Below are 23,848 nucleotides of genomic sequence, written 5' to 3'. Positions count from 1 at the left end.
CCAATGCTGACCTCATTCAAATCGGCTGTTCTGGCCGCGGGCCTTGCCCTGCTGGCCCTGCCGGTTCACGCCTTCGACACGTCCGCGCGCGCGGCCTACGTGATCGATCAGACGACAGGCACTGTGCTGTTGTCGAAGAATGCCGATGAACCGCTTCCACCGGCATCGATGTCCAAGCTGATGACGCTCTACGTGGCATTCGAAGCTCTCCGCGACGGTCGATTGACGCTGGATGAAACGCTTCCAGTCTCGGAACATGCCATGAGCTATGGCGGCTCGACCATGTTCCTGAACACGCAGGACCGGGTCCGGGTCGAGGACCTGCTGCGGGGCATCATCGTCCTGTCCGGCAACGACGCCTGTGTCGTGATCGCCGAAGCGCTCAGCCCGGACAGTACCGAGGCCGGCTTTGCGCGCTACATGACCCAACGCGCCAGGCAGATGGGCATGAACCACTCGAACTTCACCAACTCGAACGGCTGGCCTGCTGCAGGTCACATGATGTCGGTTCATGATCTGGCCGTGCTGGCCGACAGGCTGATCACCGATTTCCCCGAATATTATCCGCTGTTTGCCGAGGAAACCTTCGAATTTGACGGCCGCGCCCCGTCGAACGTGAACAACCGCAACCCGTTGCTGAAACTGGATATCGGTGCCGATGGCCTGAAGACCGGCCACACGCAAGAGGCAGGCTATGGCCTTGTCGGATCGGCCAAGCAAGGCGATCGCCGGGTGGTCTTCGTTCTTTCCGGGCTCGACAGCATCTCTCGCCGGGCAGAGGAGGCTGAGGCCGTGGTTAACTGGTCGTTTCGAAATTTTATCGAGAGGACAGTTGCCAACGCCGAAACGCCGATAGCACAGGCCAAAGTGTGGATGGGCGCGCAAAAGACGGTTGGGCTTGTGCCCGACGGTGACCTCACCCTTCTGTTCCCCGTACTGGGCGATCAGAACGTGCAGGCCGAAGTCGTGTATCAAGGCCCGATCAACGCTCCGATCGCCAAGGGCCAACAACTGGCCGAACTTGTGATCCAGCCCGAAGGTTTGCCGGAAATCCGGCGCCCTCTGGTCGCGGCCGAGGATGTGGCGATGGGCGGGTTCCTGGTGCGGCTGATGACCGTGGGCGGCATCGTCCTGAAAGACATGATCAACACCCCGCTGGAGTCGATGTGAGCCCGCGCGGTCTGTTCCTGACATTCGAGGGGATCGACGGTTCGGGCAAGTCCACGCAGGCCCGCCGGCTGGCCGAAAGCCTCGAGGCGGCCGGACATGACGTTGTTCTGACGCGCGAGCCGGGCGGTTCGCCCGGGGCCGAGGAAATTCGCCGTCTGGTCCTGGAAGGCGACCCCGACAGGTGGTCGGCGGAAACCGAAATTCTTCTGTTTACGGCCGCACGACGCGATCATTTGGAGCGCACGATCGAACCGGCCTTGAATGCGGGTAAGATCGTGATTTGCGATAGGTTCGCCGACAGCACCCGAATGTATCAGGGCCTGTCGCGCGGAGATCTGCGCGCGTTGGTGGACCAACTCCACGGCCTGATGATCGGCCGCGAGCCCGATCTGACCTTGCTGATCGATATGGATCCGGAAATCGGCCTCTCCCGCGCCAAGGGCCGGCAAGGCACCGAAGAACGGTTCGAGGATTTTGGCCCGGCCCTTCAAAAACGTATGCGCTCGGGTTTCCTTGCGCTGGCGGACGAGTTCAAGGACCGGTTCCGTGTGATCGATGGCAATCGCGACGTGGACAGTGTGGGCGTGGATGTGAGAGAAACCGTCCTGAAGGTTCTGCGGTAATTCACGAATGAGCGACGACACACCCACACCGGACCAGGCGCCCGGCGCGCTTCACCCGCGCGAGACACGCAGGCTGTTTGGACAGGATGCGGCCGAGCAAGCCTTCCTGACCGCCTTTGCGTCTGACCGGCTGCATCACGCGTGGCTTCTGACCGGCCCTCGTGGCTTGGGCAAAGCGACCCTGGCATGGCGCATCGCGCGGTTTCTGCTGGCCACACCGCCGCAACAGGATGACGGGCTGTTCGGCGCGCCCGAGGCTCCGACGACACTCGACATCGCGCCGGACCACCCGGTTGCAGCGCGGATGCTGGCCGGGGCCGAACCCGGTCTGGCCGCGATCACCAGATCCCTGAATGATCAGGGCCGCCTGCGCAACGAGATCGTTGTCGATGACATCCGAAAATTGGGGCGCTTCTTCGGCCTCAGTTCAGCGGACGGAGGGCGCCGCGTGGTTATCGTGGATGCGGCGGACGAAATGAATGTCAGCGCCGCAAACGCGTTGTTGAAAATGCTCGAAGAGCCTCCCGCCCGCACGACACTGCTGCTGGTTTCGCATCAGCCGTCACGGCTCTTGCCGACGATCCGCTCGCGGTGCCGTACCCTGCGCCTGTCACCGCTGTCGCCGGAGGACATGAAATCGGCGCTGGCACAGACCGGGGCCGAGTTGCCTCCGCAATCCGATCACCTCGCGGCTTTGGCCGCCGGTTCCGTAGGCGACGCGGTACGGCTGATCAATCTGGGCGGAATGGAGATCTATGCCGAGCTGATCCAGATACTTGGCACCCTGCCCCGCCTCGACCGCCAGCGCGCGCTGGCTTTGGCCGAAGCGGCCGCGCAGCGCGGAGCAGCCGAGCGCTATGACCTGCTTTTGAATCTGATTGACATCGCCCTTTCTCGCCTTGCTCTGACAGGTGCGACCGGCGCGCCTCCGCAGCCCGAAGCTGCGCCAAACGAAGCCGAAGTGCTGTTGCGCCTGTCATCCTCGCGCCCACAAGCCTTGGGCTGGGCCGAGGCCGCATCCATCATCACGGCCCGTGCGCGGCACGGGCAGGCGGTGAACCTTGACCCTGTCGCCGTCGTCCTAGATACGGTGTTCAAGATTCAGGAAACCGCCGGTCCGAGCAGATGAGCGACACGCCCCAACCTCCCGCAATCACTGACAGCCATTGCCATCTGGATTTCCCGGATTTCGAAGGCCAACTGGACGCAATCATCGCTCGTGCAGCCGAAGCGGGCGTGACACGCATGGTGACGATCTGCACTCGACTGCGCAATGAGCCGATCGTGCGCGCGATCGCAGAAACATATCCCGCGGTTTTCTACGCTGCAGGCACCCACCCCATGAGCGCGTCCGAAGGGCCACTGGCGAGCGTCGACGAACTTGTCGCATTGTCCCGACATCCGAAATTTGTCGGCATCGGCGAAACCGGGCTGGACTATCACTACACCGCCGACAGCGCCGAAATCCAAAAACGCTCGTTGCGGGTTCACATTCAGGCCGCCCAAAGTACAGGCCTGCCGCTGATCATTCACGCCCGTGCAGCCGACGAGGACATGGCGACGATCCTGCAGGATGAGTTTCGGAACGCACCTTACTCTTGTGTGATGCATTGCTTCTCGTCCTCGGCCGAACTGGCACGGGCAGCGTTGGATTTGGGGTTCTACCTCTCCATGTCCGGCATCGCGGCCTTTCCAAAAAGCCAAGAGCTGAGGGATATCTTTGCGGCAGCGCCCGTCGATCGAATCTTGGTTGAGACCGACGCACCATACCTGGCCCCGCCGCCGCACCGGGGCAAGCGGAACGAGCCCGGCTATACCGCTTTCACCGCCCGGGTGGGCGCCGAACTGTTCGGCATGGACTACCCAGATTTCGCCGCGCAGACCCAAGCGAATTTTGATCGACTGTTTGCGAAGGCGGCCGCCTACCCGGTTGCCGCATGAGCATGCTGCGGTTCACGATCCTGGGCTGTGGCTCCTCTGGCGGTGTCCCCCGGTTAGGTGGGCATTGGGGAGACTGTGACCCGCAAAATCCGCGCAATATTCGCCGCCGATGCTCGATGCTGGTTGAAAGGGACGGGCCGGACGGCACGACCTCGGTTCTGATCGACACGACCCCGGACATGCGCAGCCAACTGCTGGACACCGGAACCGGACGCCTCGACGCCGTTGTCTACACACACTCGCATGCCGATCATGTCCACGGCATCGACGACCTGCGCATGATCGTTTTCAACATGCGCGCGCGGGTGCCCGTTTGGGCGGATGGCGACACGCAAAACGCATTGCTGGGGCGGTTCGGCTACGCGTTCATTCAACCCGAAGGCTCACCCTATCCACCGATCCTCGACCTGAAGACAATTGACGGTCCGTTCGAGATAGACGGTCCGGGAGGATCAATCCCGTTTCGCCCGTTCAAGGTGAACCACGGATCGATCGATGCGCTTGGTTTTCGTATGAACAACCTGGCCTATCTGCCTGATGTTGCGGAAATCTACGATGATGCCTGGCCCGAGCTTCGGGGATTGGACTGCCTCGTGATCGACGCGCTGCGCCGGAACCCACATCCGACCCATGCCCACCTGGAAAAGACCCTTGGCTGGATCGAACAGCTAGAGCCGGCTCGGGCGGTTCTGACCAATATGCACATCGATCTGGACTATGCGGCCGTCGATGCCGAGACCCCTGACCATGTCGAGCCTGCCTATGACGGCATGGTGATCCGGCAGCCATTGTAGGACATCGGATTGCACGCGTTTTCCCCAGCTCTGACCGAACAGCCAGGATTGAGGTCGTGACATGTTGCAAAGCCTGATCGACGTCATCCTTCCGGTCTTTCTTGTGATTGGGGCCGGCTATGTCTCGACGCTGACGGGCTATTTCAAAGAAGTTCATATCGATGGGCTGATGAAGTTCACGCAAGGGTTCGCGATCCCCTGCCTGCTGTTTCTGGCCATCGCCCATCTGGACCTGAGCGCCAGCTTTGACCCGCGCCTTCTGGGCAGTTTCTATACCGCCGCGGCTCTGTGTTTCCTTGCGGGGGTATTCGGCGCTCGCCTGATATTCAAGCGCGAATGGGAAGACTGCGTTGCGATCGGGTTCTGCTGCCTGTTCTCGAACTCGGTCCTGCTGGGCCTGCCGATCACCGAACGCGCCTATGGGCCCGACAACCTGACCGGAAACTACGCGATCATCGCGTTCCACTCGCCGTTCTGCTACTGCGTCGGCATTACCGTGATGGAGGTCATCCGCAACCGAGGCAATGGCGGTATGCGCATGGCCCGATCGGTGCTTTCGGCAATGTTCAAGAACGCACTGATCCTGGGTATCGCTCTGGGCTTCATCGTCAATCTCACGGGCGTCGGCATTCCGGCTGTGGCAGACGAGGCCCTGAGCCTGGTGACCCGTGCAGCACTGCCCGGCGCCCTATTCGCCCTGGGTGGAGTTCTGGTCAAGTACAAGCCCGAAGGTGACCTGCGGACAATCGGTTATGTTTGCTGCGTTTCACTTGTTCTGCATCCAAGCCTGGTCTGGTTGTTCGGTACAGCGACCGCCCTGCCGCAAGATCTTTTCCGCTCGGGCGTTCTGAACGCGGCGATGGCGCCCGGTTTCAACGCCTACATCTTCGCCAACATGTATGGCCGGGCCAAACGAGTTGCCGCCTCTTCGGTGTTGATTGGCACAGGCGTGTCCATTCTTACGGTATGGATGTGGTTGACGTTGCTCGGATAAATTCGAATTGACTTTGCGGGAAGGCGCCACACCTATCCCGAAACAGAACAAGGAAGCCCCAGCATGCCGACTGCCGTCATCGTAGCGCATGGCCAACCGTCCGACCCAGACCCGGCCGAGGCATCCCTAGCCAGACTGGCCGCTCGGATTGATAAACTGACGGATCGAGTCACAGTCAGGTCGGCGACCCTCGCCGCGCCGGGCGCGTTGGAAAAGGTCCTTGATGACATTCCGGACGGCAGCGCAATTTATCCATTGTTCATGGCGAAAGGGTGGTTCGTGACTTCTGCGCTTCCCAAACGCCTTGAAGGGCGTGCAGTACGGCAACTCGACCCGCTGGGCGTTGACCCGCAGCTACCCAACCTCGTGGCGCGCGCCCTGCAACCATTGATCGACGAGCAAGGTTGGAGCACCACGTCAACGGATCTGCTGATTGCCGCACACGGCTCAGGCCGCAGCCGCAACCCGGCAGCTGTCACCCACGAATTCGCTGACCGCTTGGCCGGGTTGATATCGCTGAAATCAATCCGCTGCGGATTTGTCGAAGAACCCCCATCGATCAGTGACGCCGCCCAAATGACCGGGGTCCATGCGATCTGCCTGCCGTTCTTTGCCTGCACCGGGGGCCACGTGTTGGATGATATTCCCGCCGAACTGGGCAAGGCGGCATTTCGTGGCCCGGTGCTGCCTGTCGTCGGCGAGTTGGATGAAATTCAGTCGCACATCGCGCGGACATTGGACGGGGCTTTCGCCGAGTAGTCAAGCAACCAGCCCATCGACGCACCGGGCTACTCCGCTGCCCGTGCGTCTTCGGAATAGAAGCGATGGCACGACCGACCGTTTCGCTTGGCCTCGTACAGGGCCAAATCTGCCGCGTGCAGAATCTCAGCCGGTTTCGGGGACAGGAACTGTGACGTTAGGGCGGTCCCGATGCTCGCCGAAATTGCGCAGGTCTCGCCCTCGAAAACCATTGGTTTCTGAAGGCGGCCAATCAGGCGATTGGCGATCCGTTCAAGTTGAGCCCTGCTCGACAGGCTTTTGAATATCAGAACAAATTCATCGCCGCCGATCCGGGCGACCGTATCGTCGCTGCGGGTTTCTTCCAGCATGATCCGGGCGGCCTGGGACAGGACATAGTCGCCTGCGGCATGTCCCAATTCGTCGTTCACGGCTTTGAAGAAATCCAGATCCAGATGCATCAACGCAAAAGTGGATTTCGTTGAAACCAAATGCTCGAGGATATGGTCCATCGCGCGCCGGTTCTTGAGGCCGGTCAGAGTATCGGTATAGGCCTGTTCCTCGGCCGCAAGCATTGCCCCCTGAAGCCGCAGGTTCAACGACCTCGAAGCCTCCATCGCTGCAGACTTGGCCTCGACCAGGTAGAGCAATTCAATCGCGAGATCGGTTCCCGAGAAATCCGCACTTGTCAGTGCATAGTTCCGTACGGCGTCCAGGATCGAGATCCCGAAGGACAGGTTGATAACCGCACCTGCATCGTCAGGCAGCGGTGCCACCAACCCCTTCAATGCTGTGCGCGGTTCATCGTGAAACTTGAGATGAAGCTTGGTACCTGCCGTCGCCATCAATGCCGGCAGGGTCGTCACGGTTCTGGGCCTTACCAGTTCAAATATTTCCAGAAAATCGCTGCCAACAATTGGCTGGTCCGGGCGCAGTTTTTGCAGTGTCGGCCCGACCTGAAGGATACGCCCATCCTGATCTACCAAGGTGAACATTGGGCACAACGTCTCCAACATCCTGCCCAGTTGATCCAGATCCATCATCAGTTCCGCGCTCCCAGATCAAAGTGACGCCCCTCGGCAAAGGCGCTTTCGACCAGAACCATCGAGATGACGTCCACCCCGCCTTGATGCCCGGCATGCGTCAGAATCACGAGCGCGCCATAGTCGTCCGCCATTGCTCGCAAAATCCCGATCATGACATTGGCATACCCATCCAGCCCGGGATGGCAGTGCAGTTCGAATTCGGTGGGCGAGCGCTCCTGCAGTTCCAGGGCAGGCAACTCAAGATCAGAGACCGCCAGTTTGACCCGATCGGCCAGATCATCCAAAGACTGCAGAAACTCGACATAGGTGACACCGCCAAAGCGCAGAAGGCGCCGCAACCCTTCCATGTTGGGGTGTGAGACCAGATAGGTTCCGAGATCCTCCAGGAACTCGTCCCGCGGACGGTTCAGTTGATCGCAGACCACGTCCAGCAGGCGATATGACTTTTCCCGGTCGTATACGAGCATCGCTTCGAACTCGGCGAACCCAAGTTCAGCGGCCTCGGTCGCCCGAAGCCAGCGCTCTCGCCCATACGTCGCGCATACAAACGATTGAACTGCCTTGTTGATCAATCCGTGCATGAATGCCCTCAAAAAGGTTTCATGCCCGATCCCACCTCAAAGATCTTAACAAAGGCCAAATGCGGAAGTTCAAGATGGGGAAAATTAACCAAAATCTCAGACTGAGACATCCTGCCGTTCCAGCTGCCTGCCCGGTGGGGCGCTATCAGAAATCGGTCGGCGCGCCCCCTTCGGCTTTGCGCCGTGCGACGAAGTCAGCCAGTTCCTCTCGGATGGCTTCATCCATCGGCGGAGCCTCAAAACTGTTGATGATCTCCTTGAACATCAGATGCGCCCGTTCGGCTGTCCAGATCCCACCCGCGACTTCCCAACCCTCGTAGTTTTTCCAATCGCTCAGGAATGGTTGATAGAACGCGGTGGTATAGCGATCCTGGGTGTGTTGGATGCCAAAGAAGTGCCCATCGTTCCCGACCGCGCGGATGGCTTCCAGTGCGATTTCGTCTGGGCCTGTGGCGCAGATCTCAGGTTGCATATACCTTTGGATTTGCTGCAATATCTCGCAATCCATGATGAACTTCTCCGGGCTAGCGATCAGGCCACCCTCCAACCATCCGGCTGCGTGATAGACCATGTTGGTCCCCGACTGCACCGCCGCCCAGAGTGAATTCGACGTCTCCCAGACGGCCTGGCCGTCCGGCACATTGGCCGCGCAGACACCGGACGAGCGCAAGGGCAGCCCATAGAACCGCGCCATCTGGCCGGTCATCTGGGTCGACCGGATGTATTCAGGTGTGCCAAACGCGGGCGCACCGGACTTCATGTCGACATTCGAGGTGAATGTCCCGATGACACATGGGATGCCGGGCCGGACGTACTGGAACAAGGCAATCGCACACAGCGCCTCGGCCAGCGACTGCGCAACGGCCCCGGCCATCGTCACCGGGGCCATGGCCCCAGCCAAAGTGAAAGGCGTGACGACAATGGCCTGCCCCCGCCGGGCCAGCCGCAGGCACCCGTCGATCATCGGGTGGTCGTGTTTCAGTGGCGAGGTCGAGTTGATATTGGTGTACATGCGCGGTGACGCCTCGAATTCCTCGTGGCTGAGACCGCCTGCGATGCGCACCATTTCCATGACATCTTCGACGCGCTCTTTGCCCAGCGAATAGGCATGCATCGCCTTGTCCGTCAGCGTCAGCTTGTCATACAGGACATCCAGGTGCCGGACGCTGGCGTGCAGGTCAACCGGCTCGACCGGGTAGCCTCCGGCAAAGTGGATGCAGTTGAAATACTGCGTCAACTTCAACAGGTTCTGGCACATTTCCCGGTTGCCGGGAACCTTCTTGCCGATCTCCATGTCCCAGTAGTTCGGCGGTGACGAGACATTTCCGAACAACATCGTCTTGCCGCCGATCTCGATCGTGTGGTTCGGGTTGCGCGGCGTGATGGTAAAGGTCGACGGCGCCTTGGCGACCATTTCCATAACGAAGTCACGACCCATGCGCACGTTGTCGCCGTTGACGATGCATCCAGCTTCACGCAGGATCTCCAAGGCTTCCTGATTGTAGAACTCGATGCCGATTTCCTCGAGAATACGCATGGCGCCGTCATGGATGGCTTCGACGCCCTCGGGGCCCAACGGTTCGGTTGGCCGGTCGATGTTGATCGGCGGGTTCCATGGCATCTGGTCGATGACTGCCGCACCGCGGCGCGCTGCAGCGCCTGCGCGTCCACCACCCCTGCGCTTGCGAGTATTCGTGTCGGCCATCTGTTCCTCCGGCGTTTGTTACTCTCAAACAAGACCCGAAGTCCGGCCTCTGGCCGCTCTGTCTGCGACAGCCAAGGTCGGTTTCAACTCATGAACCGCCGATTTTCAGGCAAGGTGCTTTAACGAAGGTTCAGCCAGCCGGGGATGTGGCTGATATCGGGAAGAACGACATCTGCCATCGGTGCAAGATCCTCAACCTGGGCCAATCCGGTCAGAACACCGATCGTGGTCATGCCGGCGGCGCGACCGGCCTCCAGATCGTGCAGACTGTCGCCAACCATGGCGATCCGGTCCGGTGGGACGCCAACATGTTGGGCAAAGGCCAACAGCTGGCCGGGCCCGGGCTTGAACCCGTGGCCACTGTCATACCCCGCGATGAAATCGAAATAGGTCTCGATTCCGACCGAGACCAGGTGCCGTTTCGCCGGCATCTCGCCGTCATTGGTCGCAACACCCAGCTTCTTGCCGGCGTCTTTCAGGGATTTCAGAAAAGGTGCAAGCGCAACGGCCTCGACCTGAGGCGCATGGGCAGAAGCCGCATTCAAGGTCTGAACCAGATCCTCGCGGGACCAGCCGTCAAGGTCTGGGAACAAGGCGTCTGCGACCTCGTCGACGGTGCCAGCGATCACGATACTGTCCTCGGAATAGGTCTCTGTCGCGAAGTCAAAGCCAATGCTCTTTCCAAGCACGGACGCACGCGCATTGTCGCCCTCGCTCAGACGCAGCAGCACCGCCTTGCCGAACGCCCCCCACGTGGCGGCGAAATCAAACAGGGTTCCGTCCTTGTCAAAAACCAGCGCATCAATCGACATGCATTCTTGCTCCTGCGCGGACCCGTTCAGGTCCAATGAACATCCGCGCCGCCTGACAGGACGCTTCGGGCCTGGGCCGGTTGATCGTAGGGGACAGCGTTTGCGTCACAAAAGGCCAACACCCACGAATCGTCAAGCATCAGAAATTCCAGCACCGAAGCAAGAAACTCGGGCTCTGTGGCGCGGTCCCTCAGGTCATCCGTCGAGGCGCCGGTCGAACCAAGGAAAACAGGCAACAATTCATCGTTCCCAACAAGCCACCCAAGCGCTTTCAAGGCCAGAGTTTCGGCGAATTCGGCAGAGATCGGCATGATCAGGCCCCGGTTCGAAGATTTGGAAAGGGTTTGTTAACCAGACTCATAAACACTTTGGCAAGGCATGCAATCTACGGTGAAAACAATGTCCGTGCAGGGAACCATCCTTGTCCTCGACGGGGTCTCGACCAATCGCATCATGCTGAAGGTGCAGCTGACGGCGGCGTGGTATCATGTCGTGCAGGGCGAGAAGCTGGCTGGTCTTGGGGCGTTGCTGCGGCGGACCCGGCCGGATCTGGTGCTGACGGCCCAGACACTACCCGACGGAGACGCGGGCGACGTCAAAAGACTGATGCTGTCCGTTCCGGCCCTGCAGGATGTCCCTGTGGTCGCGATTGCGCCTCAGAACGATCGGACCGCCCGGCTGCGGAACCTGTCCGAGGGGCTGGATGACGTTCTGGCCTATCCGTTCAAAGATAAGCTGTTGCTGGCGCGTGTGCGAAGCCTGCTGCGCGCCCGTGCGGAAACTCAGGATCTGAAGAACAGTGGCAACCCTCAATCCGTGGGATTTGCCGAAGCCCCCGCAGCAATGATCACGCCCGCGCGGCATGGTCAGATCGCCGTCTTGGCCCACACCGCACGTACTCGCACGCTGTGGCACAAGGCCCTGAACGGACGAACGCAGCATTCGGTGTGCAGCCATACCCTGCCCAACCTCAGCGGAGTCTTGTCCGGCACCATACCTGACGCGATTGTTGTCGAATTGAACAGCGATCCATCCGGCCTGAACATGTTGGCCGACCTCAAATCCCGCACCGGCACCCGGCGAACCGCTCTGATCGGAATCATTCCCGATGACAATGCCACTCTTGCCGCCGAGGCCTTGGATCGCGGCGCCGATGCAATTTGCCTCGGAGGGTTCTGCCCTGACGAAGTATCGCTTCGGGTCGAGACGTTGATTGCACGCAAGGCGCATGACGAGCAAATGCGCGACTCGTTGCGCCGTGGGCTTGAGGAATCGTGGATCGACACGCTGACCGGCCTGAACAACCGTCGTTTCGCACAGACCGCGATGGACCAATTGCTGCACAGTTCGGTGCACAAACAGCGGGGTTTTGCGATCATGCTGGCCGACCTGGACCACTTTAAATCCATCAATGACCGTTACGGCCACAGTGCCGGTGACAGGGTTTTGGTCGAGGCCGGAAAACGGATGAAACGCGCTTTCGGACCAGACGGTTTCCTCGCCCGCATCGGAGGAGAGGAATTCCTGTTCGGACTGCCAGACGCGACCCGCGAAACGGCGCTCAGGAAGGCGGCCGATATCTGCAGCGGCGTCAGCAGCGTACCGATCGTCCTGCCGGACATTCCTGCCCGGCTTCCGGTGACGGTCAGCATCGGGCTGAAGGTGTGCGAGCCACCCTTCTCCCCACCTCCGGACGGCTCACTGTCGGCCGAAAGCCTGATCAAATGCGCGGACAAGGCGCTTTATGCGGCCAAGCAGGCCGGCCGGAACCAAGTGTGGATGAAACAGAACGCGGCCTAAGCAGGTCAGTCCTTGCGTTTCTTGGGATCCGGGCGCCGCTTCAACACGTCTTCCAAGCGGTCGGCATAAGCTTTTCGTTCTTCGTCGGACATGGCCGAAACCCGAGCCAGCCATTGCTCTTGCAGAGCCGCCTGGATTTCGTCATTCGCCCGGGCTTGTTCTTCCAGCAAGTTCTGGACTTCATCTCGGTCGAACGGAACGGCCCGCAGCGCTTTGCCAAGCGCCTTGAAATCACGAGACCTTTTCTCGGCCCCGCGCCGATGCTTGTCGGCCAGATCGCCTCTCAACGCCTTGCGTTCCGGATCAGGAAGAGCGCGGTACAGGGCAGGTCCAAATCCGGGAGGAACATCGTCCCGCACACCGTGAAACCGCAGCGCAGTCCCGATGATCACCCCGGCGACCAGCAGGTTCAGGCCAAGGGATACCACCAATAGCACAGGCACCCAGCGCCTTGGGGGTTTAACGTCTTCATTCATTCCGCTTCCTCCAGAAACGCGGCCTCGAGACCGAGATTGGCGACCATGTAGGATGCATCCTGGGTCATTATGTAATTTGCCGGGTCCGGCAGAAAGGACGGCGCGGCAAAACCGACCCATGCGCCAACCACGCTGGCCGCCGCAAGCCCACTGAGCGCCTGCCAGCCCCCGAGACCGGCAACGAGATTGCCCAAAAACCCCTGTGACTTGGGTTTCGCTGTTTTTGTCGCCGCAAGCCGGATGGCCTCGGCATCCGTCAGGATACGAACGGCCAAATCGTCGGGCAGATCAACATGTGCCTGCCGTGCCTCGGCAAACAAAAGATCCAGTTCTGTATCTTGGTCAGACATGGTCATACCCCAACTCTTCCTGACGGCCTGACAATATGGCCGTCAACGACCGCTTTCCGCGGGCAACAAGACTTTCTACCGCTTCTACGGAAATCCTCATGATTCCCGCGATTTCCGGATTGGACAACTCCTCGATATGCCTGAGAATGACAGCTTCGCGCTGCCGTTCGGGCAATTGTGCCAAGGCCGCTTGCAACGCATCCACGCGGGCGTTTTGCTGCATTCGGTCCACGACACTGGGCTGGTCGTCCTCAGGCTCTGGGACATCGTCCAATGTGCCTGCCGTTTTCTTCCGCCGCAGATCGACACACAGGTTCAAGACCACGCGGTACAACCAGGTCGAGATCTTGGCCTGCCCCGGAACCCAGTCCCCCGCCACTTTCCAAAGCCGAAGCATCGCTTCCTGGGTTACATCTTCGGCCTCTGCCCTGTTGTTCAACATACGCAGAGCAACCGAATAACACCGCGGCCCCAACCGATCGGTCAGCAGGCGTGCTGCCAGGGCGTCGCCTTCGGCAAACCGTTTCAGCAACACGTCGTCGCTGCAGGCATCCGCGGCGACCGTGTCGCCGCGGACAGTATGCGCAGAGGACGGCACGTCCTTCATCCTGCGTCAGTTGTTGTCTGGGTCCGGGCGGTCACCCTTCTTGTGGTGCCGACCCATACCATCCCGTGCATTGGCGAACTCCTGCTCGGACAGAGATCCGTTTCCATCCGCATCAAGGCGGTCAAACATCTTGTCAGCCCGGCGCGGTTTCGGCAACTCGTCCGCAGTCAGAAAGCCGTCTTTGTCTGCATCATGACGCTCGAACATGTCGGAAACGCGGTCGTTTGCCTTCTTCTGAGCCTCGGTCTGCATTTCTTCGACGCTGATCTTTCCGTCACCGTCGGTATCGGCCGAGGTGAACTTCTGCAGGCGATGGGCCTCCATCTCGGCCTTGGTCACCTGGCCGTCCCCGTTGGCATCCAGCTCCTGAAAGCTGACCGGTTCACGGTCGCGAGGTCCTTTGGCCAGCGCAGCCGTCCCGGTGACGGCAACTGCAGACAGAATGATGGCCGAGATAAATTTTGCGCTCTTCATTGCTCGTTTCCTTCGTTGTCGCGGCCCTGTGCCGCTGCTTACATTCATTCAAACGCAGCCCGGCAGAGTTTCCGTCGCTGTCCGCAAATTTTTTTCCGGCATTGAAACCTGCATTTCCGGTCAATAGTTTCGAGAGGGTCGGTGCAAAGCGACGCACCCCCCTTTTCTGCGGGATGAAACAAGCGCAATATCCCCGAAATCCGAGCGCGAGTATCAAGATGACAGATCAAACCATCGACACCCTCTCTCAGGAGGAACGCCCCACGTGGCCCGCCATCGTGAAAGGGTTCCGGTGCAAATGCCCCAATTGCGGCAAAGGCAAGCTGTTGCACAGCTATCTGAAGGTGAATGATACCTGCGCAAACTGCGGTCAGGAATTGTTTCACCACAGGGCGGATGACGGGCCGGCCTACTTGACCATTCTGCTGGTCGGACACCTTCTGGCTCCGGCGCTGCATGTCACATACGTCGGCCTGCGCCCGTCTCCGTGGGCCATGGCAATCGGCTTTTCGATAGCTTGCGTTGCCCTGTCGCTGTTCCTTCTTCCCAGGCTCAAAGGAGCGGTCGTCGGCTTTCAATGGGCCCGGAAGATGCACGGGTTCGGCGACAGCAAGTGACCCGTCAATGCAGCTGAGCCTCTCATGACCGTGGACAAATCCGCAATTCGCGACGCCGCGACGATCATCGTTTTGCGCGACCGTTTTCGAACCCCGTCGATCCTGATGGGCCAACGTGGTGCCGCGGCGGCCTTCATGCCGAACAAGTTCGTGTTTCCGGGGGGTGCCGTGGATGCTGAAGACGCGCAAGTTCCGCTGGCCACTCCGGTACCCGAGATTTGCCAACAAAGGCTGAGCGATCAGGCTCCTGCCGGACTGCATGTGCCACTGGCGGCAGCGGCAATTCGCGAGTTGTGGGAGGAGACCGGCTTTATCCTCGGTGTCCGCGACACCTGGCCGGGTCCGGTTCCACAAGCCTGGACCGGCTTCGCGGAAAGAGGCTACATTCCGTCGGCCGAAGCGCTGCAGTTCGTGTTCCGCGCAGTTACCCCGCCCGGACGCCCACGTCGGTTCGACGCCCGATTTTTCCTTTTGGACGCAGATGCCATTGCCGATGATCTGGACGATTTCAGTCAGGCCTCGGATGAACTGTCACATCTACAGTGGATTCCGCTGGAACAGGCGCGGGAGTTCGACTTGCCCTTCATCACCGAGGTTGTTCTGTCGGAAGTCGAGGCGCGCGTATCAGATACAACGCCCCCCGACTCCGTGCCGTTCTTTCTGAACAACGAAGAAGCCAGTCTGTTCCAGCGTCTCAAGGGCCACCCGATGCCCGAAACAGACTGAGCCGCCTTATTTCATTCGGCTTATTACAACTGTGACTTCGGGCTTTTTGCCGATTTCGATCTGTGCACTTTGTCGAACGATGCGACGCATGGCTTCTTCCAGCTTGTCATCGTCCCGCAGCGTTTTGACCTCAGCCCGCATCAGGAACTGGTTCAGGTCCTCTTCCAGCACCTCGATCAATCCGGCCCGCGACACGCCGGTTTCCGGCAGCCCCATGGTATCGCACCAAGGTTCGCCCAGTGGCTCATCGTCTTCGTCCAGGATGACAGTTACGGTCACGTGCCCGTTCAGAGCCATGCGGATACGGTCCCGCACCACACCGTCCAGCGCGCCAATCTTGACGGAACCGTCCAGGTAGGTCCGGCCGGTCTCGACATAATCCACGACCTCGGGCGCGTTCCCCGACAGATCCAGCATCGTGCCATTGACCGCCAGGACACCGGCACGACCTGCGGCCTCGGCCAGCTTGGCGTGTTCCCGCAGATGCCTGTGTTCACCGTGCATTGGAACGACGATCTGAGGATCGACCAAGGCATGCATCTGCTCAAGATCAGGGCGGTTGGCGTGGCCGGAAACGTGGTACAAGCCAGCGCTGTCATCGACCACGTCGACGCCTTTTTCGCTCAGTTGGTTCATGATGCGGATCACACCGCGTTCATTCCCCGGAATGGTCTTCGAGGAGAAAAGGAACAGGTCGCCATCCTTCAGCTCGATCCCCCGGTATTTGCCGCGCGCCAACTGCGCGCTGGCCGCGCGGCGCTCACCCTGGCTGCCGGTGACGATCAGCATCAGGTTCTGGCGGGGCAGATCCAAGGCTTCCTCAGCGCTGATCACGCGCGGAAAATCAGACAAGATACCGGTTTCGGTCGCGGCCTCGATCATGCGGCGCATGGCCCGGCCCAACAGAACCACCGAACGACCCGCCCGATGCCCGGCCTCGGCCAGCGTTTTGACCCGCGCGACATTCGACGCAAAGGTCGTTGCAACCACCATACCGGTCGCGTCCTCGACCAATTGGGTGATGGCCGGCCCAACCTCTGACTCCGAGCGACCGGGATGCGAGGAAAACACGTTGGTGCTGTCACAAACCAACGCCTTGACCCCAGGCTTGGCCACTTCGGCCCAAAGATCGGGATCAAACGGTTCGCCCACAACCGGATTGGTGTCCAGTTTGAAATCACCGGTATGCACGACACGGCCAGCCGGCGTGTCGATCACCAGCGCCGCACTCTCGGGGATCGAATGCGAAACGGGCAGGAACCCGACCGTAAACGGACCTGCCTTGATCTGCTCGGGCCAGGCGGAAACGGTGCGCACGGCTTCGGGCGGATGTCCGGCATCTTCCATTTTGCGGCGGGCGATATTTGCGGTGAAAGCACGCGCGTAGACCGGCGCGCCGAGGGCCTCATAACAATGGGCCACGGCGCCGACGTGATCCTCGTGCGCATGGGTGACGAAGATCGCCTCAAGCCGATCCGCACGTTCCTTCAACCACGAAATGTCGGCGTAGATCAGATCGACGCCCGGCGTTGTATCCATGTCGGGAAAGGTCACGCCCAGATCGACCAGGATCAGACGTTCCTGACCGGGTTTGCCATAGCCGTAGACATAGGCGTTCATACCGATTTCGCCCGCGCCGCCGAGCGGCAAGTAGATCAGTCTTTCGCTGCTCATGCCGAGCCAGTATCCTTGTTGTAGCGATGGATCACGGTAAGCCCGTGCATCGTCAGATCGTCTTCAATTGCATCAAAGCCCACATCGGCCTGATCGAACAGCGGTGCAAGACCGCCCGTCCCTATGACCTTCATGGGCATTCCGTATTCCGCCTTGATCCTGTCGATCAAACCTTCGATGAGGCCGGAATACCCCCAATACACACCTGACTGGATACATCCAACCGTGTTTGTGCCGATGACTTTCTCGGGACGCGTCACGTCGATATGCGGCAGAGCTGCAGCGCCCTGGTGCAAGGCCTCGAGACTGAGGTTCACGCCGGGGGCGATCACTCCTCCGACATAGGCGCCATCAGCGGCGACCACATCGAAATTCGTGGCGGTCCCGAAATCCACCACCACGACATTCCCGCCGTGCCGATCAAAGGCACCGGCCGCATTCGCCAGACGGTCCGGACCGGGAATCGTCCCTTCATCAACGCGCGGCGCCACCGGCAACTCGCAATCGGGCTTGCCCACCACCAACGGCCGGCATCCAAAGAACCGGTCGGCAAAGACGCGCAGGTTGAACACCACCCGCGGCACCGTCGAGGCGATGATGACGTCGGTGATGTCAGCCTCGATCCCGTAATGTTTCACCAGGGTCGAGTACCAGGTGAAATAGGCATCGGCCGTGCGGGCATGATGGGTCGAGGTGCGCAGCGTACACAGGAATTTCTCGCCATCCCAGATCGAGAAAACGGTGTTCGTGTTGCCGCAGTCAATGGCCAGAAGCATATGCGCCCCTTTCAGAAATAGACGTCTGCCGCCGGAATGCTGACGCGGCCCTTGGCGGTGTTTAGGACAAGGTTGCCGCCCGCGTCCACCGTTTCAAAGGTCCCGACGGTTTCCGAAGCACCTGTGCGCGCGGTAATCACCTCGCCCAGCTTCGCGGCCCGGGCCAGCCACGCTTTGCGGATCGGTTCAAACCCGTAGGTAACAAACTGGTTTTCGAGCTTCGCGTAGGCATCGGCGAGTTCGGTCAGAAAATCCTCGGCGGACACCTGAGCCCCGGTTTCCGACAACAACGAAACGGGCCGCAGAGCTCCCTGCTCAACTGTCTCAGGATCAGGCGCGTCTGCGAGGTTCACCCCGATGCCGATCGCAAGGTGGGATACGTCGCGCCCCTGCCCCGTGCTTTCCAACAGGATGCCGGCCAGTTTCCCGCCGTTCAACAACACGTCATTCGGCCATTTCAATGCGAACCCCTGTGCGCGACCGGTGACCGAAACACAGGCATCAAAAAGCGCCAGCGCGGCAACAAAGCTGCGAAGGGCTGCCTGCTCTGGATTGCCCTCGGGCCGCAGCAACAAGGTTGCTGCCAGGTTGCCCTGGGGGTTGGACCACGCCCGGCCGCGCCTGCCACGCGCGGCGGTTTGATGATGCGCCATGATCCAGACCGGACCTGTTGCAGTGGGTGCGATCCGCGCGGCCTCATTCAGGGTGCTGTCAACTTCCTGCAGGATATGCAGACCGTATCCTTGGGGCCAGGTGCTCATGCCAAAAAGGCCCGGCCTGATGGCCGAGCCCCTTTCCAGATTTTGTTGAAACGGTCAGTTGACAAGCGTCGTCGCCGCGGCTGCCGCTGCGCCCTCGATCCCGAACTGGTAGACCACACCGATCAACATCAATGCGGCCGACCCCATCAGAGCAACCCACAATACCGGGGTCGAGCGGGTTTCGATCGGATCTTCGTTTTCGTCGCCGAAATACATGTAGAAGACGATCCGCAGGTAGTAGAAGGCACCGATCACCGAGGCGATTGCCGATGCAATAACCAACCCAATCAGGTCAGCTTGCACACCGGCCTGCCAGACGCCGAACTTGGCGAAGAACCCCAGCATTGGCGGTACGCCGGCAAGGCTGAACATCAGGATCAGCACGGCCAGCGCCTTGCCCGGGTCCCGCTTGGAATACTGGCGCAGGGCGTCGATGTCTGTCACCGGCTTGCCGTCGCGCTCCATCATCAGGATGAAGGCGAAGGTGCCGATATTCATGGTCACATAGATCGCCAGATACATCAGCATCGCTTTGACACCCAATTCGGTGCCTGCGGCCAGACCGATCAGCGCGTACCCCATATGTGCAATTGACGAATAGGCCATCAGCCGTTTGATGTCGCGCTGCCCGATGGCAGCCACGGCCCCCAGCAACATCGACAGGACCGAAAGCAGCACGATCACCTGCTGCCAGTCCGCGATGGCACCGCCGAACGCATCATGCAGAACGCGCGCGAACAAGGCCATCGCTGCAACTTTGGGTGCGGTTGCAAAGAAAGCCGTCACCGGAGTGGGCGAGCCCTCGTAAACGTCCGGTGTCCACATGTGGAACGGAACCGCCGAAATCTTGAATGCCAAACCCGAGATCAGCAGAACAAGGCCAAACAGAAGCCCAACCGAGACATCGCCGTGATGCACCGTGTTGATGATGCCCGAGAACAGCGTCGTACCGGTGAACCCATAGACCAGAGATGCGCCGAACAGCAGCAATCCCGAACTGAGCGCACCCAAAACGAAATACTTCAGCCCCGCCTCGGTCGATTTGGCGCTGTCACGGCGCAGGGCCGCCACGACATACAGAGACAGCGACTGCAGCTCGAGACCCATATAGAGCGACATCAAATCGCCGGCGCTGACCATCATCATCATGCCGACCGCTGCCAAAGCCACCAGCAACGGATACTCGAAACGCAGCAGGTTCCGGCGCGCCATGTACTCCTGGCTCATAACCAGAACCGCGGCGGCCGATAGCAGAATCGCGACCTTTGCAAATCGGGCGAACCCGTCGTCGATGAACATGCCGTTGAAGGCCACGTTGGTCCCCGAGCCGTTCGACGCGATCCAGAACGACAGCGCCGCCATCAGTCCGGCCGTCGTCCAGACCAGAACCGGAGCCAGCGCATCCTTGCTGGTGTAGACAGCTCCGATCAGCGCCGCCATCGCATAGATCGCCAGAATGATTTCCGGCAGAATTACAGTGAGATCAGCCTGGATCATGTCTCCAAAGCTCCCTTAGTGCGAAGCGACCTGGGTCGCGGCCTCGGCCGCGGCCAGAGCCGTGTCATAGTTCGAAATCAGCGCGGCGGTCGAATTGCCGATCACGTCGGTGACCAGCGACGGATAGACGCCCAGCAGGATGGTCATGACGATCAGCGGCGCAAAGATCAGACGCTCGCGAGTGCTCATGTCGGTGATCGACTTGAGGCTTTCCTTGATCAGGTCGCCAAAGACCACGCGGCGATACAACCAAAGCGCATAAGCCGCCGAGAAGATCACACCGCTGGCCGCCACTGCGGTCACCCAGGTGTTGACCTGGAAGGTGCCCATAAGCGTCAGGAATTCGCCGATGAACCCGCTGGTGCCCGGCAGGCCCACATTGGCCATGGTGAACAGCATGAACACCAACGCATAGGTCGGCATCCGGATCACCAGGCCGCCATAGGCCTCGATGTCGCGGGTGTGCATCCGGTCGTAGATCACGCCGACGCAAAGGAACAGCGCGGCCGAGATGAACCCGTGGCTGAGCATCTGGAAGATCGCTCCGTCGATGCCCTGCTGGTTCGCCGCAAAGATGCCCATGGTCACAAAACCCATATGCGCGACCGAGGAATAGGCGATCAGCTTTTTCATGTCCTCCTGCACCAGCGCCACCAACGAGGTGTAGACCACGGCGATGGCCGACAGCCACAGCACCAGATCGGTCATCACGGCCGAGCCGACAGGGAACATGGGCAAGCTGAAACGCAGGAAACCATAGCCACCCATCTTCAGCAGAATTGCCGCCAGCACAACCGAGCCCGCCGTCGGTGCCTGAACGTGCGCGTCAGGCAGCCAGGTGTGCACGGGCCACATCGGCATCTTCACCGCGAAGGACGCGAAGAACGCGAGGAACATCAGCGTCTGCATACCGCCGACAATGTGGACACCCAGCACGCTGAAGCTCTCGGACGAGAACTGATGCGTCATGAGCGCCGCAATGTCCGTGGTGCCTGCATCCGCATACATCGCCACCATCGCTACCAGCATCAGAACCGAGCCGAGGAAGGTGTAGAGGAAGAACTTGAAGCTGGCATAGATCCTGTCCTTGCCGCCCCAGATCCCGATGATCAGGAACATCGGGATCAGCCCGGCTTCGAAGAACAGGTAGAACAGCACCAGGTCCAGCGCCATGAATACGCCCAGCATCAGTGTTTCCAGCAGAAGGAAGGCGATCATGTATTCCTTGACCCGGTCGGTCACGTTCCAGCTGGCCAGAATGGTCAGCGGCATGATGAAGGTGGTCAGCAGCACGAACAGAACGCTGATGCCATCCACGCCCATCTTGTACTTCAGGCCCAGCAGCCACTGACCCTCTTCCACCATCTGGAAGCCGGTGTTCGATGGGTCGAACTCGGTGTAAATCCCGATCGAAACAAGGAAGGTCACTGTGGTCGCAACCAGCGCGATCCACTTGGCATTGCGCTGTGCGGCCACATCGTTGCCGTGCAGGAACAGCGCCATCAGACCGGCGGAAATGGCCGGAATGAACGTTACAATGGATAGGATATTGTCCATCAGTTTGCGCCTCCGCCGATCGACATCCAGGTGACCAGGGCGGCTATCCCCAGAACCATCCAGAAGGCGTAAGTGAAGATGTAGCCCGTCTGCGCCTTGCCTGCGAGGCGGGTGAAGAAGGGAACGACGCCCATTGCTACTCCGTTCAGGAAACCGTCGATCGTCTTGCCGTCACCGCCCTTCCACAGGAACCGGCCCAGGGCCACGGTCGGTTTGACAAGGATCGCGTCGTAGATTTCGTCAAAGTACCACTTGTTCTTGAGGAACAGGTACAGCGGACGCTGGTTCTCGGCCAGGCGCCCCGGCAGCGCCGGGTTCACGATGTAGAACAGGTAAGCCAATCCAAAGCCCAGAACCATTGCGATGAACGGCGAGACCTTGACCCATTTCGGCGCCGCATGCGCGTCGTCGAGAACATGGTTGTCCGGCGCGATGTACAGCGCGCCCTCGCCCGGTTTGCCGACGAAGGCATAGTGGTGATCCCCACCCTTGGCCTTGTCACCGTGCGCGGCCTCTTCGCCATGGGACTCGGTGGCATGCGTGTCGTCGCCATGGTCATCGGCCTCGGCGTGGTCACCGGCCTCGGCATGCGCCTCGGCGACCGGAATGCCATAGAACTTGCCCACCTGATCGGCGTGACCGAAGAAGTTGTTGTACCAGATCATGCCCGCGAACACGGCGCCCAGCGACAGAACACCCAGCGGCACCAGCATGACCATCGGGCTTTCATGCGCGTGCTCATGCGTGTGCTTGTCGCCCCGCTCCTCGCCATAGAAGGTCAGGAAGATCAGGCGCCAGCTGTAGAACGAGGTCATCGCGGCGGCGATCACCAGCGCCCAGAACCCGAAGGCCGACCCGCCGGCATAGGCGCTTTCGATGATGGCGTCCTTGGACAGGAAACCGGCAAAGCCGATCGTGGTCAGCGGGATGCCTACACCGGTGATGGCCAGCGTGCCGATCATCATCGCCCAGAAGGTATAGGGGATCTTCTTGCGCAGGTTGCCATAGTTCATCATGTCCTGTTCGTGGTGCATGGCGTGGATCACCGAACCCGCCCCCAGGAACAAGAGCGCCTTGAAGAAGGCATGCGTGAACAGGTGGAACATCGCCGCCGAATACATGCCCACGCCCGCGGCCACAAACATGTAGCCCAGCTGCGAGCAGGTCGAATAGGCGATCACGCGTTTGATGTCCGTCTGCACCAAACCCACGGTAGCGGCAAAAAACGCGGTGGCCGCTCCCAGCACGGTGACGAACCCGGTTGCTCCTGGTGCGAACTCCATCAGCGGCGACATGCGGCAAACCAGGAACACACCGGCCGTAACCATGGTGGCCGCGTGGATCAGCGCCGACACGGGCGTCGGGCCCTCCATCGCGTCCGGCAACCAGGTGTGCAGGATCAGCTGCGCAGATTTGCCCATCGCACCGATGAACAGCAGCACGCAGATGACCTCGATCGCGGTCCATTCGCCCCACAGGAAGGTCAGTTGCGTTTCCGCCAGTTGGGGTGCCGCAGCAAAGATATCCGAGAAGTTGATGCTGTCGGTCAGGAAGAACAGCGCAAATATCCCAAGCGCGAAGCCGAAGTCGCCCACACGGTTGACGATGAACGCTTTCATCGCCGCCGCATTGGCCGAGGGTTTGCGATAGTAAAAACCGATCAGCAGGTACGACGCGACGCCCACGCCTTCCCAGCCGAAGAACATCTGTACGAGGTTGTCGGCCGTCACCAGCATCAGCATGGCGAAGGTGAAGAAGGACAGATATGCAAAGAAGCGCGGCTTGTAGCTTTCGCCCTCGCGCCACTGCGGGTCGTGATCCATATAGCCGAACGAATAAAGGTGCACGAGCGCCGAAACGGTGGTGACGACGATCAACATGATGGCGGTCAGCCGGTCCAGACGAACGGCCCACGAGGTCGACAGCGAGCCGCTCTCGATCCAGCGCATGATCTCGATCTGCTGGGTCTGCCCGTCAAAGCTGAAGAAGACGATCCACGACAGCAAACAGGCCAGGAACAGCAGACCCGTCGCCGTCCACAGCGCGGCCTTTTCGCCTATGAACTTCCAGCCAAAGCCGCAGATCAGCGCGCCCACGAGCGGGGCAAAGAGGATTGTGGTTTCCATGAT

At 60.3% G+C, this 23,848-nt stretch carries 25 protein-coding genes; 10 read left to right on the top strand and 15 right to left on the bottom strand.

Going from position 1 to position 23,848, the window contains the following annotated elements; translation table 11 throughout:
- Positions 1–3: 3 nt before the first annotated feature.
- The 7 genes from K3752_RS05120 to K3752_RS05090 all read left to right on the top strand — a co-directional run bounded on the left by K3752_RS05120 (position 4) and on the right by K3752_RS05090 (position 6,281).
- Positions 4–1,170 (top strand): D-alanyl-D-alanine carboxypeptidase family protein, encoded by a 1,167-nt coding sequence (locus K3752_RS05120; RefSeq protein WP_260065350.1) that lies wholly within the window; start codon positions 4–6, stop codon positions 1,168–1,170.
- Positions 1,167–1,793, top strand: a complete 627-nt coding sequence (tmk, locus tag K3752_RS05115; protein WP_260065349.1) for a dTMP kinase — start codon at positions 1,167–1,169, stop codon at positions 1,791–1,793. The genes K3752_RS05120 and tmk overlap by 4 nt, the downstream gene beginning before the upstream one ends.
- Before the next feature lie 7 nt (positions 1,794–1,800).
- Complete coding sequence (locus K3752_RS05110) at positions 1,801–2,922, top strand: DNA polymerase III subunit delta' (RefSeq protein ID WP_260065348.1); 1,122 nt, start codon at positions 1,801–1,803, stop codon at positions 2,920–2,922.
- The gene (locus tag K3752_RS05105; RefSeq protein WP_260065346.1) at positions 2,919–3,734 is read left to right on the top strand and encodes a TatD family hydrolase; all 816 of its coding nucleotides are present in this window, start codon (positions 2,919–2,921) and stop codon (positions 3,732–3,734) included. Before K3752_RS05110 ends, K3752_RS05105 begins: the two co-directional genes overlap by 4 nt.
- Complete coding sequence (locus tag K3752_RS05100) at positions 3,731–4,528, top strand: MBL fold metallo-hydrolase (protein ID WP_260065344.1); 798 nt, start codon at positions 3,731–3,733, stop codon at positions 4,526–4,528. The genes K3752_RS05105 and K3752_RS05100 overlap by 4 nt, the downstream gene beginning before the upstream one ends.
- 61 nt (positions 4,529–4,589) lie before the next feature.
- Complete coding sequence (locus K3752_RS05095; RefSeq protein WP_170341050.1) at positions 4,590–5,522, top strand: AEC family transporter; 933 nt, start codon at positions 4,590–4,592, stop codon at positions 5,520–5,522.
- A gap of 63 nt (positions 5,523–5,585) precedes the next feature.
- A complete protein-coding gene (locus K3752_RS05090; protein ID WP_260065341.1) occupies positions 5,586–6,281 on the top strand; it encodes a CbiX/SirB N-terminal domain-containing protein in 696 nt (231 codons plus the stop codon).
- A 29-nt stretch (positions 6,282–6,310) separates the two neighbouring features.
- Here the strand turns inward: K3752_RS05090 and K3752_RS05085 are convergent, their stop codons facing one another.
- The 5 genes from K3752_RS05085 to K3752_RS05065 all read right to left on the bottom strand — a co-directional run bounded on the left by K3752_RS05085 (position 6,311) and on the right by K3752_RS05065 (position 10,715).
- Positions 6,311–7,303, bottom strand: coding sequence for a diguanylate cyclase domain-containing protein (locus tag K3752_RS05085; RefSeq protein ID WP_260065339.1), 993 nt, complete (start codon positions 7,301–7,303; stop codon positions 6,311–6,313).
- Entirely contained in the window at positions 7,303–7,887 is a 585-nt protein-coding gene (locus K3752_RS05080; protein ID WP_260065337.1) for a heme NO-binding domain-containing protein, read from the bottom strand. Before K3752_RS05080 ends, K3752_RS05085 begins: the two co-directional genes overlap by 1 nt.
- A gap of 145 nt (positions 7,888–8,032) precedes the next feature.
- A complete protein-coding gene (locus K3752_RS05075; protein WP_170357356.1) occupies positions 8,033–9,592 on the bottom strand; it encodes a trimethylamine methyltransferase family protein in 1,560 nt (519 codons plus the stop codon).
- Between the two features lie 119 nt (positions 9,593–9,711).
- Positions 9,712–10,404: an HAD family hydrolase gene (locus K3752_RS05070; protein WP_260065335.1), complete on the bottom strand. Its 693-nt coding sequence runs from the start codon at positions 10,402–10,404 to the stop codon at positions 9,712–9,714.
- Between the two features lie 26 nt (positions 10,405–10,430).
- Complete coding sequence (locus K3752_RS05065; RefSeq protein WP_093964931.1) at positions 10,431–10,715, bottom strand: DUF3572 domain-containing protein; 285 nt, start codon at positions 10,713–10,715, stop codon at positions 10,431–10,433.
- Positions 10,716–10,803: 88 nt separating this feature from the next.
- Here K3752_RS05065 and K3752_RS05060 point away from each other — a divergent pair, with 88 nt between their 5' ends.
- Positions 10,804–12,204 carry a diguanylate cyclase gene (locus K3752_RS05060; RefSeq protein ID WP_260065332.1) on the top strand — a complete coding sequence of 467 codons (1,401 nt, stop codon included), beginning with the start codon at positions 10,804–10,806 and terminating at the stop codon, positions 12,202–12,204.
- A gap of 5 nt (positions 12,205–12,209) precedes the next feature.
- On the opposite strand, the gene K3752_RS05055 is transcribed toward K3752_RS05060, so the two are convergent.
- The 4 genes from K3752_RS05055 to K3752_RS05040 are packed head-to-tail and all read right to left on the bottom strand — an operon-like array spanning position 12,210 to position 14,111.
- Positions 12,210–12,680, bottom strand: coding sequence for a periplasmic heavy metal sensor (locus tag K3752_RS05055; RefSeq protein ID WP_170365902.1), 471 nt, complete (start codon positions 12,678–12,680; stop codon positions 12,210–12,212).
- Positions 12,677–13,030: a hypothetical protein gene (locus K3752_RS05050; RefSeq protein ID WP_254429904.1), complete on the bottom strand. Its 354-nt coding sequence runs from the start codon at positions 13,028–13,030 to the stop codon at positions 12,677–12,679. Before K3752_RS05050 ends, K3752_RS05055 begins: the two co-directional genes overlap by 4 nt.
- Complete coding sequence (locus tag K3752_RS05045) at positions 13,023–13,637, bottom strand: RNA polymerase sigma factor (protein ID WP_260065328.1); 615 nt, start codon at positions 13,635–13,637, stop codon at positions 13,023–13,025. Before K3752_RS05045 ends, K3752_RS05050 begins: the two co-directional genes overlap by 8 nt.
- A gap of 6 nt (positions 13,638–13,643) precedes the next feature.
- Complete coding sequence (locus K3752_RS05040; RefSeq protein ID WP_260065326.1) at positions 13,644–14,111, bottom strand: EF-hand domain-containing protein; 468 nt, start codon at positions 14,109–14,111, stop codon at positions 13,644–13,646.
- A 218-nt stretch (positions 14,112–14,329) separates the two neighbouring features.
- On the opposite strand from K3752_RS05040, the gene K3752_RS05035 reads away from it, so the two are divergent.
- Together K3752_RS05035 and K3752_RS05030 are read left to right on the top strand one after the other, a co-directional pair.
- On the top strand, positions 14,330–14,728 hold the full coding sequence (locus K3752_RS05035; RefSeq protein WP_170528011.1) for a DUF983 domain-containing protein: 399 nt from the start codon (positions 14,330–14,332) through the stop codon (positions 14,726–14,728).
- 24 nt (positions 14,729–14,752) lie between these two features.
- Positions 14,753–15,454 (top strand): NUDIX hydrolase, encoded by a 702-nt coding sequence (locus K3752_RS05030; RefSeq protein ID WP_260065324.1) that lies wholly within the window; start codon positions 14,753–14,755, stop codon positions 15,452–15,454.
- Between the two features lie 6 nt (positions 15,455–15,460).
- Here K3752_RS05030 and K3752_RS05025 read toward each other — a convergent pair whose 3' ends face one another.
- The 6 genes from K3752_RS05025 to nuoL are packed head-to-tail and all read right to left on the bottom strand — an operon-like array spanning position 15,461 to position 23,845.
- Positions 15,461–17,128, bottom strand: a complete 1,668-nt coding sequence (locus K3752_RS05025) for a ribonuclease J (protein WP_260065322.1) — start codon at positions 17,126–17,128, stop codon at positions 15,461–15,463.
- Complete coding sequence (locus K3752_RS05020; protein WP_093964922.1) at positions 17,125–17,904, bottom strand: type III pantothenate kinase; 780 nt, start codon at positions 17,902–17,904, stop codon at positions 17,125–17,127. The genes K3752_RS05025 and K3752_RS05020 overlap by 4 nt, the downstream gene beginning before the upstream one ends.
- A gap of 11 nt (positions 17,905–17,915) precedes the next feature.
- The gene (locus tag K3752_RS05015) at positions 17,916–18,665 is read right to left on the bottom strand and encodes a biotin--[acetyl-CoA-carboxylase] ligase (RefSeq protein WP_170434742.1); all 750 of its coding nucleotides are present in this window, start codon (positions 18,663–18,665) and stop codon (positions 17,916–17,918) included.
- Positions 18,666–18,719: 54 nt separating this feature from the next.
- Positions 18,720–20,162: an NADH-quinone oxidoreductase subunit NuoN gene (gene nuoN, locus K3752_RS05010; protein ID WP_093964920.1), complete on the bottom strand. Its 1,443-nt coding sequence runs from the start codon at positions 20,160–20,162 to the stop codon at positions 18,720–18,722.
- A 15-nt stretch (positions 20,163–20,177) separates the two neighbouring features.
- The gene (locus K3752_RS05005) at positions 20,178–21,719 is read right to left on the bottom strand and encodes an NADH-quinone oxidoreductase subunit M (RefSeq protein WP_260065318.1); all 1,542 of its coding nucleotides are present in this window, start codon (positions 21,717–21,719) and stop codon (positions 20,178–20,180) included.
- On the bottom strand, positions 21,719–23,845 hold the full coding sequence (nuoL, locus tag K3752_RS05000) for an NADH-quinone oxidoreductase subunit L (protein WP_170525318.1): 2,127 nt from the start codon (positions 23,843–23,845) through the stop codon (positions 21,719–21,721). Before nuoL ends, K3752_RS05005 begins: the two co-directional genes overlap by 1 nt.
- Positions 23,846–23,848: the final 3 nt, after the last annotated feature.

The organism is Ruegeria sp. B32, from assembly GCF_025141855.1.
Classification (GTDB): domain Bacteria; phylum Pseudomonadota; class Alphaproteobacteria; order Rhodobacterales; family Rhodobacteraceae; genus Ruegeria; species Ruegeria arenilitoris.
Note: the sequence above shows the minus strand (reverse complement) of the source record. Positions and strands in the feature narration are given on the sequence as shown.